20 protein-coding genes are annotated in these 15,446 nt (G+C 39.6%); 10 read left to right on the top strand and 10 right to left on the bottom strand.

Annotated features, from left to right (window positions below):
* Positions 1-6: 6 nt before the first annotated feature.
* The gene (lptD, locus tag BGC07_RS05865) at positions 7-2,529 is read right to left on the bottom strand and encodes an LPS assembly protein LptD (protein WP_077216781.1); all 2,523 of its coding nucleotides are present in this window, start codon (positions 2,527-2,529) and stop codon (positions 7-9) included.
* A 124-nt stretch (positions 2,530-2,653) separates the two neighbouring features.
* On the opposite strand from lptD, the gene BGC07_RS05860 reads away from it, so the two are divergent.
* Genes BGC07_RS05860 through BGC07_RS05840 form a run of 5 tightly spaced genes read left to right on the top strand, consistent with a single transcriptional unit; the run spans position 2,654 to position 5,568 of the window.
* Complete coding sequence (locus BGC07_RS05860) at positions 2,654-3,673, top strand: aminoglycoside phosphotransferase family protein (protein ID WP_069313808.1); 1,020 nt, start codon at positions 2,654-2,656, stop codon at positions 3,671-3,673.
* Positions 3,670-4,398 (top strand): N-acetylmuramate alpha-1-phosphate uridylyltransferase MurU, encoded by a 729-nt coding sequence (gene murU / locus BGC07_RS05855; RefSeq protein WP_069312339.1) that lies wholly within the window; start codon positions 3,670-3,672, stop codon positions 4,396-4,398. The genes BGC07_RS05860 and murU overlap by 4 nt, the downstream gene beginning before the upstream one ends.
* Entirely contained in the window at positions 4,395-4,658 is a 264-nt protein-coding gene (locus BGC07_RS05850) for a hypothetical protein (RefSeq protein WP_069312338.1), read from the top strand. Before murU ends, BGC07_RS05850 begins: the two co-directional genes overlap by 4 nt.
* Positions 4,624-5,139 carry a DnaJ domain-containing protein gene (locus BGC07_RS05845; protein WP_139121636.1) on the top strand — a complete coding sequence of 172 codons (516 nt, stop codon included), beginning with the start codon at positions 4,624-4,626 and terminating at the stop codon, positions 5,137-5,139. Before BGC07_RS05850 ends, BGC07_RS05845 begins: the two co-directional genes overlap by 35 nt.
* A 45-nt stretch (positions 5,140-5,184) precedes the next feature.
* On the top strand, positions 5,185-5,568 hold the full coding sequence (locus tag BGC07_RS05840) for a response regulator (protein WP_077216954.1): 384 nt from the start codon (positions 5,185-5,187) through the stop codon (positions 5,566-5,568).
* Positions 5,569-5,570: 2 nt separating this feature from the next.
* Here BGC07_RS05840 and BGC07_RS21910 read toward each other — a convergent pair whose 3' ends face one another.
* Together BGC07_RS21910 and BGC07_RS05835 are read right to left on the bottom strand one after the other, a co-directional pair.
* Positions 5,571-5,945, bottom strand: a complete 375-nt coding sequence (locus tag BGC07_RS21910) for a DUF3530 family protein (protein ID WP_235602969.1) — start codon at positions 5,943-5,945, stop codon at positions 5,571-5,573.
* A complete protein-coding gene (locus BGC07_RS05835; RefSeq protein ID WP_235602968.1) occupies positions 5,842-6,474 on the bottom strand; it encodes a DUF3530 family protein in 633 nt (210 codons plus the stop codon). The genes BGC07_RS21910 and BGC07_RS05835 overlap by 104 nt, the downstream gene beginning before the upstream one ends.
* 45 nt (positions 6,475-6,519) lie before the next feature.
* On the opposite strand from BGC07_RS05835, the gene rpe reads away from it, so the two are divergent.
* From rpe to BGC07_RS05810, 5 genes are all read left to right on the top strand, one after another.
* A complete protein-coding gene (rpe, locus tag BGC07_RS05830) occupies positions 6,520-7,185 on the top strand; it encodes a ribulose-phosphate 3-epimerase (RefSeq protein ID WP_069312335.1) in 666 nt (221 codons plus the stop codon).
* A gap of 21 nt (positions 7,186-7,206) precedes the next feature.
* Positions 7,207-7,782, top strand: a complete 576-nt coding sequence (locus BGC07_RS05825) for an anthranilate synthase component II (protein WP_069312334.1) — start codon at positions 7,207-7,209, stop codon at positions 7,780-7,782.
* A gap of 86 nt (positions 7,783-7,868) precedes the next feature.
* Positions 7,869-8,669, top strand: a complete 801-nt coding sequence (speD, locus tag BGC07_RS05820) for an adenosylmethionine decarboxylase (protein WP_069312333.1) — start codon at positions 7,869-7,871, stop codon at positions 8,667-8,669.
* A 146-nt stretch (positions 8,670-8,815) separates the two neighbouring features.
* Positions 8,816-9,637 carry an HDOD domain-containing protein gene (locus BGC07_RS05815; protein ID WP_069312332.1) on the top strand — a complete coding sequence of 274 codons (822 nt, stop codon included), beginning with the start codon at positions 8,816-8,818 and terminating at the stop codon, positions 9,635-9,637.
* 109 nt (positions 9,638-9,746) lie between these two features.
* Positions 9,747-10,184, top strand: a complete 438-nt coding sequence (locus BGC07_RS05810) for a nuclear transport factor 2 family protein (RefSeq protein WP_069312331.1) — start codon at positions 9,747-9,749, stop codon at positions 10,182-10,184.
* A gap of 32 nt (positions 10,185-10,216) precedes the next feature.
* Here BGC07_RS05810 and BGC07_RS23125 read toward each other — a convergent pair whose 3' ends face one another.
* The 7 genes from BGC07_RS23125 to tssK form a co-directional block, all read right to left on the bottom strand.
* A complete protein-coding gene (locus BGC07_RS23125; protein WP_394332130.1) occupies positions 10,217-11,569 on the bottom strand; it encodes an ImcF-related family protein in 1,353 nt (450 codons plus the stop codon).
* Positions 11,570-11,601: 32 nt separating this feature from the next.
* A complete protein-coding gene (locus tag BGC07_RS05800) occupies positions 11,602-12,189 on the bottom strand; it encodes an ImcF-related family protein (protein ID WP_069312329.1) in 588 nt (195 codons plus the stop codon).
* Positions 12,167-12,607, bottom strand: a complete 441-nt coding sequence (locus tag BGC07_RS05795; protein ID WP_069312328.1) for a hypothetical protein — start codon at positions 12,605-12,607, stop codon at positions 12,167-12,169. Before BGC07_RS05795 ends, BGC07_RS05800 begins: the two co-directional genes overlap by 23 nt.
* Complete coding sequence (locus BGC07_RS05790; protein WP_069312327.1) at positions 12,588-13,388, bottom strand: hypothetical protein; 801 nt, start codon at positions 13,386-13,388, stop codon at positions 12,588-12,590. The genes BGC07_RS05795 and BGC07_RS05790 overlap by 20 nt, the downstream gene beginning before the upstream one ends.
* 127 nt (positions 13,389-13,515) lie before the next feature.
* Positions 13,516-13,995, bottom strand: coding sequence for a type IVB secretion system protein IcmH/DotU (gene icmH / locus BGC07_RS05785; RefSeq protein ID WP_158006877.1), 480 nt, complete (start codon positions 13,993-13,995; stop codon positions 13,516-13,518).
* Entirely contained in the window at positions 13,979-14,113 is a 135-nt protein-coding gene (locus BGC07_RS23120; protein WP_268801621.1) for a hypothetical protein, read from the bottom strand. The genes icmH and BGC07_RS23120 overlap by 17 nt, the downstream gene beginning before the upstream one ends.
* 15 nt (positions 14,114-14,128) lie before the next feature.
* Positions 14,129-15,436, bottom strand: a complete 1,308-nt coding sequence (gene tssK / locus BGC07_RS05780) for a type VI secretion system baseplate subunit TssK (RefSeq protein WP_069312325.1) — start codon at positions 15,434-15,436, stop codon at positions 14,129-14,131.
* Positions 15,437-15,446: the final 10 nt, after the last annotated feature.

Below are 15,446 nucleotides of genomic sequence, written 5' to 3'. Positions count from 1 at the left end.
AAACTGTTAGGTCCTCTCGAATCCAGAATCACCCTGGTAACCGTTAATTTGTTGAAGAAGGCTGCTAATGCCTCCTGAGCCAAAGCGGCTCAAACCTTTGAGCAAGAATTGTAACATAATTGTGTTCTGGCCGCGTCCATCGATCGTGCTGACATCATTCGGGTCATCATCTTTGAGGCTATGGCTGACGAAAAAGCGCACGGCTGAGCAACAGCTGCTGTATTCGATACCGGCAAAGGCTGATGCCAGACGTTTTTTAGAGCTTGTTTGATCTTTAAACCAAAGATAGTTGCCCCCACCGAAGAGTCGCCAGCTGGCATTAAGCCCCCAATACATAGAAGAGTACAGGCCTTTGGTATTTGGAGGTGCCACACCGTTGATTAAGTCATCTTGTGATAAGACGCCATAGTTTTCGTTATCATGAGTGTAGCCAATGTTAAAGATATGGTCTAAATCGGGTTTATATTGGACATTATAATTATCACGTGTGAGGCGATGATCATAAGTTGACCAGTTGATATTGGTGGAAAGGGTGATGCTGGGTAAGACATTCCAGCTTAAAAAACTGGTTAGATCAGATAGACGGTGATCTAAGCCAGTCTCCGCGGGGGATAAGTTGACTTTACGATTGTGAAAATAGAAGATTTGGCCGATGCCGCCTTTTAATATTTGCTCACCATTTTCGTTGATTAAAGCCGATTCTAATGCTAGCGAGATCTGGTTCGCATCACCAATACGATCTATGCTGTAGTAACGGTTATTGGTAAACAACGAGTTGTAGTCAAATGGTTTTATGCCCGAATCAAAAATAGGAATTTGGCTTTGATCACGATAAGGCACGTATAAGTAATAGAGGCGAGGTTCTAGCGTTTGTTTATAGTTTTTGCCTTCAATATTCAAATTACGATCAAAATAAAGGCCGCTATCAATGTCGAATATTGGCATGCCACGACTTAAGTTATTATCACCGCGGTTATTGTTATTTAAATTATAATAAGTCTGTGAATAAGATAATGTTGGCTTAAAGTAACCAAAATCGGTTTGTCCTGACCAGGTGAGGTAAGGGGCGAGATAACTACGTTGGCCGGTGGGTGGTGTAACATTATCGACAGCGGCCTTATAGAAGTTGATATATTGGCTGTTAATACCCAGCTGCAATTGATCAAAGTCAACGGCATCACTAAAATTGAATTCGGGTAATTTCGAATAGTAACGGTTACCGAGAGAGAGCGTTGAATCAGGGAATTGATAGCCGGTGATATTGCCATTAAAGTTTAGATAATCTTTGTTATAGCTAAAGCCTGCACTTCTGGGGAGCTGGATGGTATTCGCCGTATTTGCAAAAGGATTTTTCGCCAGAGTGAAATCATCGAAAACATCTTTATCGCTGGCGAGGTTATATTGCATGTATGCTTTAAAGTTTGGGCTGAGTTGCGTTTGTTGGCCGAAAAAGACACTGTAACGCTTATCGCCATAAGAGTGATCATCATGAATATAACTGACGTTTAACTGACCTTGCGTATTGCCAAATAATAAATAGCGAAACTCGTTTTGCAATAATAAACCGCGCTTGGTGTAGATTGTCGGTGTGATGGTGTCATCGTAGTTCGGGGCCAAGTTTAAATAATAAGGCGTTGTTAAAGACAGACCGCCATCAGTGCTAAAGCTTGCTGTTGGATATAAAAAACCACTTTGGCGGTTATTGTTAATCGGAAAATTAAAATAGGGTGAATAAAAAACAGGGACGCCTTTTACATCGAGTATTGCATCATAGGCTTCCCCGCGGCCGGTCGCTTGATTGAGTTTGATGGTTTTTGCTTTAAGCTGCCATGTTTGTCCAGGTACCGGTGCACAGGTTGAGTAAGTCGCATCATGCAAAACGAGTAAGGCTGGACCTTGTTGTAAAATAGAGCTGGCATCGCCATGAGCATAGCCGGTACTGGGGTCAGGCAGGCGTGTGCTTTCTTTTTTTGTATTGGTTTTTTTAAGCTTTAAGCGATATTGAACATCGCTCATATTACCCTGTAATTTTTGTGGCTGCCAATTGGCTTTATTGCCTGTGATTAAAAAGCTGGGTTCGCGATAGCGGACATGTCCGGATGCATTGATTTGGGTAATATCCCCTGTTTTAGGATCACGTGTTAGGTGTACCTGATGCGCTCGCAAGTCCCGGCCTTTTTGGTATAAATAAACATTGTCGGTCAGAGTTTGGCCCGTGGGCGATAAAGTGGTACTTTTCGATGAGATATAAGTCTTACTTTGATTAAAAGCAAGAGGGGTTCCTGGGATAGCGAAAGGAGTCACTTGATAATAACCATCGCAGGCACGGCATGAATCCGTTGAGTCACCGCCACTGACCCAGCCTAATGGACTTTTTTTTGTCAGCGGGGTTTTTGATTTTTTTGCAGGTTTTTCTGTGTTGGTATTTATTGTTTTTGACGTAACATTGTTGCTGTAAGCGAGTGAAGGCAAAAGCCCTAATGCGGTAATCAGTTGAAGAATGAGGTATCGTTTTTTTACTATCATCATTTTTTCTTTATTTCAGCTCGTGCAACGCCAAATTCTGTGTCACACTTTTAAATAGTATACTGCTTGCTCTCAAAGGAGAACATAGTAGCATCGTATGGGTGTAGTAGACCAGGAAAAGATTTTAATGAAGAAGGTAGACCGAGCGCTGATCACATGGGCGAAAGCGCAGCTCAAAAATGATCAAATCAAGATTACCGCACTCGCAGGAGATGCCAGTGCACGATGCTATTATCGTGTGCTCCAAGAGGGTGCTCCGTCTTTAGTGTTGATGGATGCAAGACAGCAGCGACAAGAGTGCTTACCTTTTTTATCCATTGGCGATTACTTAAAGAAGGCGGGTTTAATTACACCTGAGGTTTATGCTAGTGATGTTGATCAAGGGTTCATGTTACTGACAGATTTTGGTGATGAGCTATTGATTGATCGTTTGCAGGCTTCTGGAAACCAGTCTGGTGCCTTTTATCGCCTGGCCTTTGGCGATATTGCAAAAATTCAGTCGATTAATGTGGCGAACCTAGCTGAAATTAAGGCATTTGATGCCACATTTATGATGCGTGAGATGAGTTTATTTCAAGAGTGGTTTTTATCCGCTTATCGTGACGTGAAGTTATCCGCTGGTCAAGAACAACAGTTAACCCAGTCATTGAGTAATATTACAAGCTATATTGCAGCATTACCGCAGTGCTTGATGCATCGAGATTTCCATTCTCGCAATATTATGTGCCTTACCGGCGACAAGTTAGGCATTATTGATTATCAGGGGGCGGTGATTGGCCCATTGGTATATGACCTCGTTTCATTGTTAAAAGATTGCTATATTAGCTGGCCGCGTCAGCAAGTGGAAGCTTGGGTCAAGCACTTTTATCAGCATCACTTAACGAGATTGCAAAGCGATATGATCAGTGAAGATCAGTTTCTATATGCGTTTGATATTGTCGGTTTACAACGTCACCTTAAGTGTGCTGGATTATTTGCGCGTTTAGCTTTACGAGATCAAAAAACATTATATTTAAGCGAATTGCCGCGTGTCCTTGGTTATATTAGTCAAGTGGGGCAGCTGTATAGTGAATTTAGCTTTTTCTCTGACCTGCTGAATAAGCTTGAGCACACGGATACAACACTTGCAGAAGAGAGCTCACTATGACGATAAAAGCGATGATACTCGCTGCGGGTCGTGGTGAGCGCATGCGACCTTTAACAGATACGACACCTAAACCGTTGCTCGATATTGCTGGAAAATCCCTGATTGAATACCGTATTGAGGCGTTAGTAGATGCTGGTATTCGTCATATTGTGATTAATGTGTCGTATCAGGCAGAGCGCTTAATTGAGGCTTTAGGGGATGGCAAGCGTTATGGCGCAACGATAGAGTACTCTGTAGAAAGTGAACGTTTAGAAACAGGAGGGGGGATTGTTAATGCCTTACCCTTATTATCAGATTGCTTTATTATTGTTAATAGCGATATCTGGACCGATTTTGATTTTTCGAGCTTATTACAGCAGGCATTAAAATTAAATTCTGAGGAAAGCCCTAATTCAGCATTGGCGCATTTAGTTTTAGTCGATAACCCACCTTACCATTCCGAGGGTGACTTAGAGTTGAAAAATGGTTTGATTTGTAAAAAGCGTCAAGGAAAACGGGAAAATTCGGTCACTTCTTTAACGTATAGTGGAATTGCAATTTATAAGAAAGCGTTTTTTTTAAACGCACCGCTTGAAGCGTTTCGAGTAACGAAATTATGGGATGAGCCCATCGCCCTTGGACAAATGACCGGAGAATATCACACCGGACAGTGGCGAGATATCGGTGTACCTGAGCGTCTGGAAGCGCTGCGTGAGGCGTTAGCAAAAAGGACGGTTTTAGCGTGAGTCGGGCGTGGCCTGGACAAGCTGTTTTTGATTTCATGAAAAACGGCTTGAAAGGTGCTGCTTTACTTAAAAAAATACGTTTTAATTTTATTGAAGAAAGCGCAAGTCAAACATCAGACTTAAAGTTTTTAAAGTTGCTATCGGGCGGTTTGTGTGCTGTTGTGCGGATAGAGGGAAAAATACTCACGACTGAGCTGGTTCGCATAGAGCAGGTTTTTTTCACGCGTGAACTTTTCAACGGCCAAGCTTTGGCAACTTAAACAAATGGTTTTAGCACCGCCAAGCTCAAGTTTGGAGCAGCTGATTCATCAGCTGCGTCCATTACTGGTAAAACAGCTTGAGTGGCGTCAATTGACTTTACAGGCGTTGTGTATGAGTTGTTACGTTAGCGAGCGTGGTAAGAAACACCGTATCGCTCGTTTTCGCTATATTAGTGAGCGTTTGGGCTATTCATCGCTGGAGGTTCATGCTGTTGAATCTTTGTTTGCGGCATCGGCTCAAGGCAAGAGTCAGCAATCTTGTCAAAAGCAGGCTAAAAGAGAGCTAAGCTGGGCATATCGACAGCTAGAGCTATTACCGGGTGCGAGTATGCAAGAAATTAAGACAGCCTATCGACGTTTGATGAGTCGCTATCATCCAGATAAACTCATGGCCAGAGGTTTAGGAACACTCGAAATACAGCAATCGACACAAAAGGCACAGCGGATTCAAAAGGCGTACCGCCAACTGGTACGTTCCTAAATTGGAGCTATGCTTTTTATAGAGAGAATAAAAGGTAGTTTGTTTGTGAAAATTCTAATCGCTGATGACTCGATGACGATGCGGCGCATCATTGTAAATGCACTGATCAACTATGGTGCATCCCATGATAATATTCTTGAAGCTGAAGATGGTGAGCGTGCTTTAGAGTTGTGGCAAGCAGAAAGCGATAAGATTGGGTTAGCCTTGTTCGATTGGAATATGCCGAAAATGAACGGACTTAATGTCCTTCATGTGATTCGTGATGTTGATAAAACGGTGCCGATTATTATGGTAACGACGCATTCAGATAAAACGGATGTGGTCGCTGCGGTTTCAGAAGGCGCAACGAATTACATTATTAAACCCTTTGAAGTGGATACATTAGTTTCCAAGGTCAGTCAGTTTATCGACATTAAAGAACTGGCTTAGCATTATTTCTTTTTGCCTGGTGCTTTGACTTTACCCTCTTCTAGAGTAATAGATTTAATATTGTTATTAAGCCAGCTGTAGATACGATTGGCGAGCATGTTCTGCGTTTTAGAGAAATTATATTCTTCGGACAGAAAGAAGCCTTGCTGATAATTGCTATTGCCTGCCTGCCTGCTTTTTGCTTTACGCAATAATGCCGCAGAGCGAACTTGAGGGTCATGGGCTTGTAGGGTGTAAACATCTAAAATAGGAAGCCCTTTTAATTGCTTAAAGTCAAAAAAGTTGGGTGTCACTTTGCTTGAGGCATTGAGCAAAACGAGGCCATAGACTTTTTTGTGTGGTTTGGTTTGCAAGGTAGTTAAGCGCTTGATCGGCATAGCGCCCAAGAGCGATCATGGCGATATTATGCAAGCCTTGTGAACGTAATAACTCTACGCAGAGCCAGAGCCTTTGGGTTAAAAGTTGCTGTTGCTGGCTATTATTGCTGTCTGAGCTTTTTTTGCTTTCTGTTTGTATTTTGGAAAGTTGTAAAGATAAAACAGTCCAGCCATGCTCAGGCAATGTTTGGTAAAGTGCGCTTAAAGGGGAAGGCCAACGTAGGTGTTGGCCTTCATCATGTAAGATGATGACAGCGCCTTTAGCATCGGCCTGAAGGTATTGGTTTTTGGTTGCGGTGAGAAAGGCTTTGCCATCAGCATTGAGCCAGGCATATTGTAGTTTTATTGCTGATTGGCGCTTTGTCATCGCTTGTTGTTGATTTAAATGACCACTATTAATCATAAATTCACTAGGCGAAGCGGTCGAAGGTTTGTTATTATCTTGCTCGGCTTGATCTTCAGCGCCATAAGCATTAGCCAAAGTGAGAGAGAGGGTAAGAGCAAGGCTGCTAAGAGCAAGATATTTCATATGTGCGGGTGTCTTTTATTTTTGAGTATAGCCTAGGAGCCAGTTATGCAACCTTATCTTATTGCCCCTTCTATCTTATCGGCCAATCTTGCTGCCCTTGGTGAGGATGTAAACAAGGTGATCCAAGCCGGTGGTGATTGGGTGCACTTCGATGTGATGGACAACCACTATGTTCCAAATTTAACGTTTGGGCCGATGGTGTGTAAAGCATTAAGAGACCATGGTATTACTGCCCCTATTGATGTGCATCTGATGGTTAAACCCGTTGATCGCTTGATTCCTGATTTTGCCAAAGCCGGGGCGAATTTGATCAGCTTTCACCCTGAAGCCTCTGAGCATGTGGATAGAAGTTTGCAACTGATTAAAGATCACGGTTGTCAGGCAGGTCTTGCATTCAATCCGGCGACTCCTCTGGAAGTTTTAAATTATGTGATTGATAAAGTAGATTTGGTGCTCATTATGTCGGTTAACCCTGGTTTTGGTGGTCAGAGTTTTATTCCGATGGCTTTAGAGAAACTGAAAGAGGCAAGACGTATTATTGATCATTCTGGTCGTGATATTCGTTTACAGGTCGATGGCGGTGTGAACGTTAAAAATATTGCTAAAATTGCAGCAGCCGGTGCGGATACGTTTGTCGCCGGTTCGGCTATTTTTAATGCTGAAGATTATACGCAGCGCATTGGCGAGCTGCGATCAGCTTTGGCTAAGTAGTCGTGATAGACTAAAAAAATAATGCTAGTTGTTATTGATAATTATGACTCGTTTACCTATAACCTGGTGCAGTATTTAGCGAAATTAGGGGCAAAGGTGAAAGTATTTCGCAATGACCAGATTGATCTGGTGAGTTTGATCGCGTTGGATCCGAGCCATATTGTTATTTCTCCAGGCCCCGGTACACCGAATGAGTCAGGAATTTCCTTAGAGGTGATTCGTTATTATGCTGGGAAAGTTCCTATCCTTGGTGTATGCTTAGGCCACCAAGCACTGGGGCAATGTTTTGGTGCTCGTGTTGAGCGCGCACCTCAGGTCATGCACGGCAAAACATCTGAGGTTTGGCATCATCATCAGGGGTTATTTAACGCTTTGCCAAGCCGATTTGTAGTCACTCGCTATCATTCGCTGATTGTAGCAGAGGAGAGCTTGCCGGAATGCTTAGAAGCGGTGGCTTGGTGTCAAGACGAGTCCTCTGGGCGATTGGTTATGGCGATGCAGCATAAAGAGTATCCGTTGTATGGCGTGCAGTTTCACCCTGAGGCGGTCTTGACAGAATATGGTTATGAATTATTAGCGCAATTTTTAAAGCAGTAAATTGTGCTTTTGACTATTCTTTAGAGTTACAGGCGCTTTTCTAAAAAGAAAAGAGTTTGAGGCTCACTGGGTGGGTAGATTAGAAAATGCAAAAATTGAAACTTCATGGTTTTAACAACCTGACAAAGAGCTTAAGCTTTAACATTTATGATATTTGCTATGCAAAGACACCAGAAGCGCAGCAGCAATATTTAGAGTACATCGATGAGGCCTATAGTGCGTCTCGTATCACTGAACTGATGAATCAGGTGACAGAAACGATAGGGGCGCATATTTTAAACATCGCTTATCAGGATTATGAGCCGCAGGGAGCGAGTGTGACGATGTTGATTGCAGAAGGCCCGGTCATGCTGCCAACTAAAACGATTACACCTGATGCTGTGGTTGGACATTTGGATAAGAGTCATATTGCCGTGCATACTTATCCTGAAATGCATCCTGATAATGAACATGGTATCTGCACGTTTAGGGCCGATATTGATGTGTCGACCTGTGGCCTGATTTCACCACTTAAGGCATTGAATTTATTGATAGATAGCTTTGAATGTGATATTGCTACGGTGGATTATAGAACCCGCGGCTTTACGCGTGATATTTATGGCAATAAGCTCTATACAGATACGCCGATTAACTCGATTCAGAACTTTTTCACTGAAGATGTGCGTCATTGCTATGAAATGATTGATGTTAATATTTATCAGGAAAATATCTTTCATACTAAAATGTTATTGAAAGAGTTTGATCTAGATAATTATTTATTTGGCACGACAACCAAAGAGCTGTCTAATGATGATGAGCAATTGATTCGGTCAAGAATTAAGCGTGAAATGTTAGAAATTTTCTATGGCCGCAATATGGCAGACGTCCCTATTGATGGTCGTTATTAAGCCTTTTAAATCAAATGCTACTCTTATAAAATCCCTTATAGTTTATTAAGTTATAAGGGTTTTTTTCATAAAGCTTGCTGACGAAATGGCTTGATTTAGACTATACTGTCTAGATACCAGTGGGCGCTTACTAAGCGAGAGAGTTCATGTCAGACGGCGAAGATGATCAAGCTCAACTGTCATTGAATGACTTTTCGATTCCACCACAGCCGGATGTGATTGATAAAATTCGTGAGGCTTATCCCAATGTTGGTGAGGTTTCCCGGTTAATCCATCTTGATCCCGGGCTTGCCTCTGCGACGTTGAAAGTTGTAAATTCTGCGGCCTTTAGTTTAAAGCAAAGTATCTCTTCGATTAATCATGCGGTCATGCTACTGGGGCTAGAGCGAATTATGAGCTTGGTGAATATTGCAGCTTTGAAAGAGGCTTTGGGTTGTCCTAAAAAACTCATGACTTTTTGGGATCATGCCAATGATATTGCCGTGAGTTGCGCGGTCATTGCTGAAGAAACTAAGTTTTTAACCACAGAAGAGGCTTATACTCTAGGTTTATTTCACAACACCGGCATTTTAATTCTAGGGAATAAATTTGATGATTACTTAGATATTGTGCATGAATGCTACAAACATGAAGTAGTGACTGAATTAGAAGATAAGCGCTATAGGACTAATCATACGGTGATCGGTTATTATTTAGCAAAAACATGGAAGCTTCCAGAGTTTTTATGTTTGGCGATTCGTGACCATCATGATATGCCTCATATTATGAAGCATTCTGAAGAAGAAGCACATGCATTGGCGATTCTAAAGTTATCTGAACATATTTGTAAAGAATATAAAACACTCGGTGAAGCTGATATCGATCCGGAGTGGCCACAGATCGAAGCGGTTGTCTTGGATCATTTGCATCTATCTGAATTTGATTATGAAGAAATTTGCTATAAAGTGAAAGATCGTTTGATTCAATAGTCTGCTCTCACTAATGATTTCTTTTCTGTAGTATTGTATCAGTGTGTTATAAATTATAGCAGATGAATTTGATATAATTTATGCTGTAATATGCAGTGAAAGGTAATGAATGATTGATACAGCAGATAAAGTACGTAATGTCTTATATAAGTTTGCAAATAGTTTTGATGTGAAAGATTGGCAAGGTTTGGAAGAGACCTTAAACGATGAAATTTGGTGTGATTATAAAAGTTTGCGAGGGAATGCATCTGTAAATAATAAAAGTGATTATATTCACACTAGAAAAGAGTCGCTTCACCACTTGAAAACACAGCATTTGTTTTCAAACCTAGAAATAGAAGTACAGGGCGAAAATGCATATTGTCGATTAAGTGCGGTGATTTACCGTGAAAATAATCAGGGAAATTATTTTAATACCCATGCTGTTTATAATTTTGAATTGAGTTTATCCAAAACTAATGTGTGGAAAATAAGAAAAATATCGCAGCAGGTGCTATGGAATCGTGGTGATTCTTCTATCCATAGTGGTGTGAGCGAAGGGCGGTAGGTACAATAGCATAAACGCACCTACCGATATAGTTAAGAAAGGTCGATATAACGCACTAAGGGAGAAAGTGCTGCGGTTAGTGTTCCTTTGAATGGGTTGAGACTGCTACTTGCTGTGAGTGTTAGGGAAATATCGATGCCATTGTCTTTATATTCTACAGTATAGGTAGTGGGTGAAATTTGCTTCACGTCTGTCTGTGATAAAAACTTAAATAGGCTCCATGGACCGGAGAAGCTATATGTTTTTAAAGTGCCAGAAAATAATTGCGCTTTGATAATCAAATCCTGGTTTAATGAAGCAAGCGGCCAGCTCCAATGGTATGGGAATATTGGCCCGTAGGCATAGGTAAAGCTATTGTCGCCATAATTTATTGAAATATTTCGAATGTTTTTGCTTAATGCTCGAGGCTCGATAATAAATGAGACTTTACTATCTTTGCTGAGGTTAAACATATCTGCAAGGTGTTTTACATTATTTAGTGTTTTGCTAATATTGGCATTTATTGGGAACTTCACCCCATATAGGCTTTTAGCTTGATAGTTCTTGTTAGCAAAGATAAAAGCTTCAAGATATTTTGTAAAAAATGCATGCATATCGCCATTTTTATTGATAAAATTTAAAAAATCATCTGGGCTTGCATTGTTATTGGAGGTTTTCGTAAATGGGTAGCTATCTTTAAAGGCGGTATTAAACCGGCTTTTAATGCTATTATCCCACTGGCTTTCGATATATTTATTTGCTGAGTTAAAAATAGTAATTAGGCTGGACCTTACAATTTGATTGAGCCAAGTGGCTAAAGGTTCTGGAGCTTGCAAGGCAAGTATTCTAAGTTGTTTGATTGGGTTCGTTTGACTATCGCTAAATAACTGTTTTGCCTGCTGGAATGCGGCTTGATCAGGCACTGCGCTTTGCTGAATATTCACAAAGTAGCGATAAAGGTTATTAATTGCTTGAATATAAGTATGAATGGGTGCTGGTGTATTTTTATTTGGCTGTATAAGTAGGCTATTAGAAGCACTATATGCATTAGAAATGACATTATTAGAAAGAGTGCTACTATCACTTGTAAAGCTGGTATTGTCACTGACAACTTGCAATAGTCGAACAATAGAGGACTCATTGTCTTTGGATAATAGACCAAGATTTTGTGTTGCTGCGGATAAATTGCTAAATGGCGTGACTTTAATATTGGCGATATAATTATTCCAGACATCTAAATATTGCGACCAATATAAATTATTCATCTGTGCTTCTAGCGTCGATTGGTCACTGACTTGGAAATTTTTACCAAGTATCCACTGGTTATTAATAACTGTTTTCAGAAAATCAGCATAAGAGTCTTTAAATTCACTATTATAGCCACTTTGAGTAAATAAGTAGGGGATATTAGTGTTTTTTGATATAGAGAGTGTGCTGTCTAAGTCAACAGGAGAGGTGGATAAAGATTTATTTTTTGGCTGTAAAAGTTGCTTAGATTTAAGTAAGCTTGCTCTGCTAGTGTTTTATTGTCGAGTACTGCCCGAGCCTTTTTGACGAGTTGATTATTAAGCTGAATTGGTTGGAAGTTGAGTTGTAGTAGATTATTTAATTGAAATAAGCGATTTTGCTGGGTGCTGCTACTATAGCCCACTTTTTCATTCCAATAGTCAAGATAAGTGCTATGAATTAAATTTTTGTTTAAATGTTTCTTATCACTTAGCATTAAATAGCTGCTGAGCCATTGGTATAGGTAAAGTGTATTATGATGGCTGATGGCATTGCGAATTTGGTTTTCAGCGATTGTGCTGATGTAGGGGAGAAAAGACTGTCGTAAATAATAGTGGTAAAGTCGTTTGGTTTGTGCCGGAACGCTGTTAATATTAAGCAGCCCGAATGATGGCCAAGAATGTATTTGAATGTAATTGGAAAGGCGATCTATTGTTGCTAAATTGCTAGAATTAATTAAATTTTTATTAATGTCATTATTAATATCGTAGACATAATTAATAATTTTTATTGAGTGCAACCATCCATGATGAGGAAATAGCAAGTGTACATAATAGGATGATCCCAGCGATGGCGGTGTGCTTCACTTTTTTTCGTTTTAAGCGAATTTGATTGAAATTATCAGAAATTTTATTAGAATGTTCAGTAATTTTATTAATGATTGTGTTATTTGAAAAAATAATTGTATCGTCACTCTGCCCACGTTTTCCTTGCAAGATGGGATTTAAATAGAGACCGTGGATATGCAGTGGTGTTGTACTGGTATAATGAGGGATTTCTGTAATAAACTTACTAATAATATTGCGCAATTTACTAAGCTCTAATAAAAACTTAAATGACAGGATATTATCGAATTTGTTACTTGTATTTGAAATTTGGTAATAGTGTGAGAGTTTTGTTTTTATTAGTGTATTAAAGTCACATAAAAAATTTAACATTATTTCGCTCATAAGAGCAAAGTCCTACGGTTGCAGATGTTTTGTTCTGATTGGCAAGTTTGGTATATTGTTTATAGCCTGTAAGTTCATTACTGTTAGAAAAGTAAAAATAAGTTGGAGTAGAGTAACCAATAGCCCGATTGAGTTGATTGACTGATTTAATATTTCTATTATTGATTTTATTTGTATTGATAATATTTTCACATGATTCAATGATAATAATAGAGTTTACCGGGTTGATAGGATTGAGTTTGATGAGTGGCTGAGTAATGTTTTTTAAATTGTCATCGACTAGATCATCATGTGGAAGATAAATTAAAACCTGTTGATCAGTGATGATCCAATCAATGCCATTATTATTTGAGTGTTCAGAGGACTTGATAATATTAACTTGATTGAAAATAAACCGCTTTGCCGGGTTGCTTTCGCCAATAATAATAATTATGTCATTTTTGTTAAAGTGTTTACTTTTTAATTTTTGGCAAAGGGCTTGTATTTTTGGGTTATAACTCTTGTTATTTTTTGTGGTCCTTGCTGCTGAAATGACTTTGCGAGATCGCCAAGGCTGAATGCGAAACCGCAGATTTGCAAGACCCCAAAGTAGAGCAATGATAAGAATAGTAATAGCACGAGGCAGGGGGGCAGCAAAATAATAGTGACCATTAAAGCTGATTTTTGGGCTATAAAACCAGACTAGAGCACAGAGAATTAGGCATAGTATCAATGTTACGAAGGTTCTGCTGATAAGAATGGAAAATATCTTTTTTGTAAAGTTTATCATGACACTGCCTTATTAATGCATGAGTGTGCTAAGAAGGTTGTACGTAGGAGATGAATATTCGTACAGCGTGATAGTCAGGATGATATAAAGAATGACCAAAAATGATAATGAACCAAGCAATGTTTTTTTAATTAATTTTACTTTTTTTTACTTTTTTCTCGTTAATTTTTTTTTCCTGAGTAGGTGGTTTTGGATGATATTTGGATAGCTTTTCTTTTAAGTTGTGACTGAGCTTAGCAAGTTGAATTTCACCATCTGTTTGTGCGCCATAACGACCTTTAAAGCCAAAGTTAATTGCTGTTTGGATTAGATCGAGCACATCGTGGAAAGTATCAATTTTATCCAGGCAATGTTGGCATATTTGGTAAAATTTTTCTCCCCCCCAAGATTCATTGAAGAAAAAATGAAGTGCGCCTGCTTTATCCCATTCTATTTTCTTTGACCATGAATGTAGCAGAATCGTCTCATCGATGAGGCAGCAAAGAATATAAGTGGAAGCCTTTGTTTTTTCTTGGCTTATTGATAGTTTTCCGCACTGATCGATATAATCATTGAGGCAGGAGATAACTCGGTGTCTGAGTGTATTGGCATCAAAATTTTTGATCACAATTGATTTCAAATAATAAGCAAAATACTGAACTTGATGCTTGAAGCAGTAAGTTGTCAGCAATGATTGTTGCTGCATCATTATGTGAATGAGTGAAAAAGTTTTCTGCTAAACTCATGCAAGTATTCCTCTTTTATTCCTCTTTCATTGCCCACAAATATAACTTCATATCGGGGATGAAATCACTGATATGCATGGCGATGCTGCCAGAGTGAATTAATGATTCCCATTTGTCGTGAAAGTGATTAATTTCAAAGTAGGATGTATTTTCATAAAAAGGGATATTGTAAGGAAGGCGGATGATCGAATCGATAGGAATCCCAGGTAACTGTAAGCGGATCAGGTCATTGATTTCATCAGGAGATGCAATTTTTATGAGATAAGGCAACTGGTTGCGGATAATGTCTTTATTTACTTTTCCTGAAACAGCAAGAATAATACGATGGCTTGGGCTGACTTTCTCCAATGAACCAAGGAACACACTGTTATCCATATAGCTAATGGGTATCTCAATGATATTATCTTCAATAACATAATTCAATACTTTATGTAGTGTTTGATTGAGTTTATAAAAGCTGCCATAGGGGTTAATATGATCATAAATAATTTTTTCACAATAACGGGGTTTGGTCGTGAAAGTAGCAACTTCATTGACCAACTGTAATAAGTACTCAAAGATTTGCACTGGTGCAGTATGGTCATGATCGAGGGTGTGTTCTAACAGAGGCAAATAGCGATTGATAGATTGCAATATTAATAAGCCAACCATGCCACGGTCGATGCTACTGTTATCGGCAAAGCGTGTTGCTAAGCTGTGGCGGCGTTGCTGAAGAATTTGTAAGGCGTCTTCAAGCAAACTTTGAATGGCTGTGCTGCCTGTTGTTGAAAGTAAAGGAGGGGAGAAATCGGTATTAAAAACTGGAGTGTTATCACTTTTGTGTTTAGAAAATTGCAGTATAGGAATACATTCGAGCTCAGAAATAACCGTTGTTGTGAGGAAAATATTAAGCTTACCAACAATAAGATCTTCATATTCATTAAGGCTGTCTGTGGTGTTCTTTACCTTTTTTCGGACTGCATTGTAGCGTGTTTTTGATTCAGTGCCATCAAGGTCAACTTCAAGGCCAACTTCGTTTGATTTAGTAATTGCAAGATAAATGGTTGTATCGGTTTCAATATTTTCTAGTGATAGACCACTGATATCGCCTTGACCTGCATTGATAAAAGTGCCATCTGGGAAGATCGCTGAGCATTGGCTGACAGTCAGTTTGTTTTGTTGTATGTCTGTGGGGCTGATTGTTATTGTTTTAATCCCCCAGCCGTATTTTTGCAAACAAAGCTGGTGTTGTGTGAGTAGCGCTTCAAAGTAGCGATCTTGCTGTTGGAAGTGATGAGGCTTGAGAAATAAGCCCTCAGACCACACAACTTTACCTGTATCCATTTTTAATCCT

Origin of the sequence: Piscirickettsia litoralis (assembly GCF_001720395.1) — a bacterium.
In the GTDB taxonomy this organism is placed as follows: Bacteria; Pseudomonadota; Gammaproteobacteria; order Piscirickettsiales; family Piscirickettsiaceae; genus Piscirickettsia; species Piscirickettsia litoralis.
This window is presented reverse-complemented; position numbering and strand designations above follow the sequence as displayed.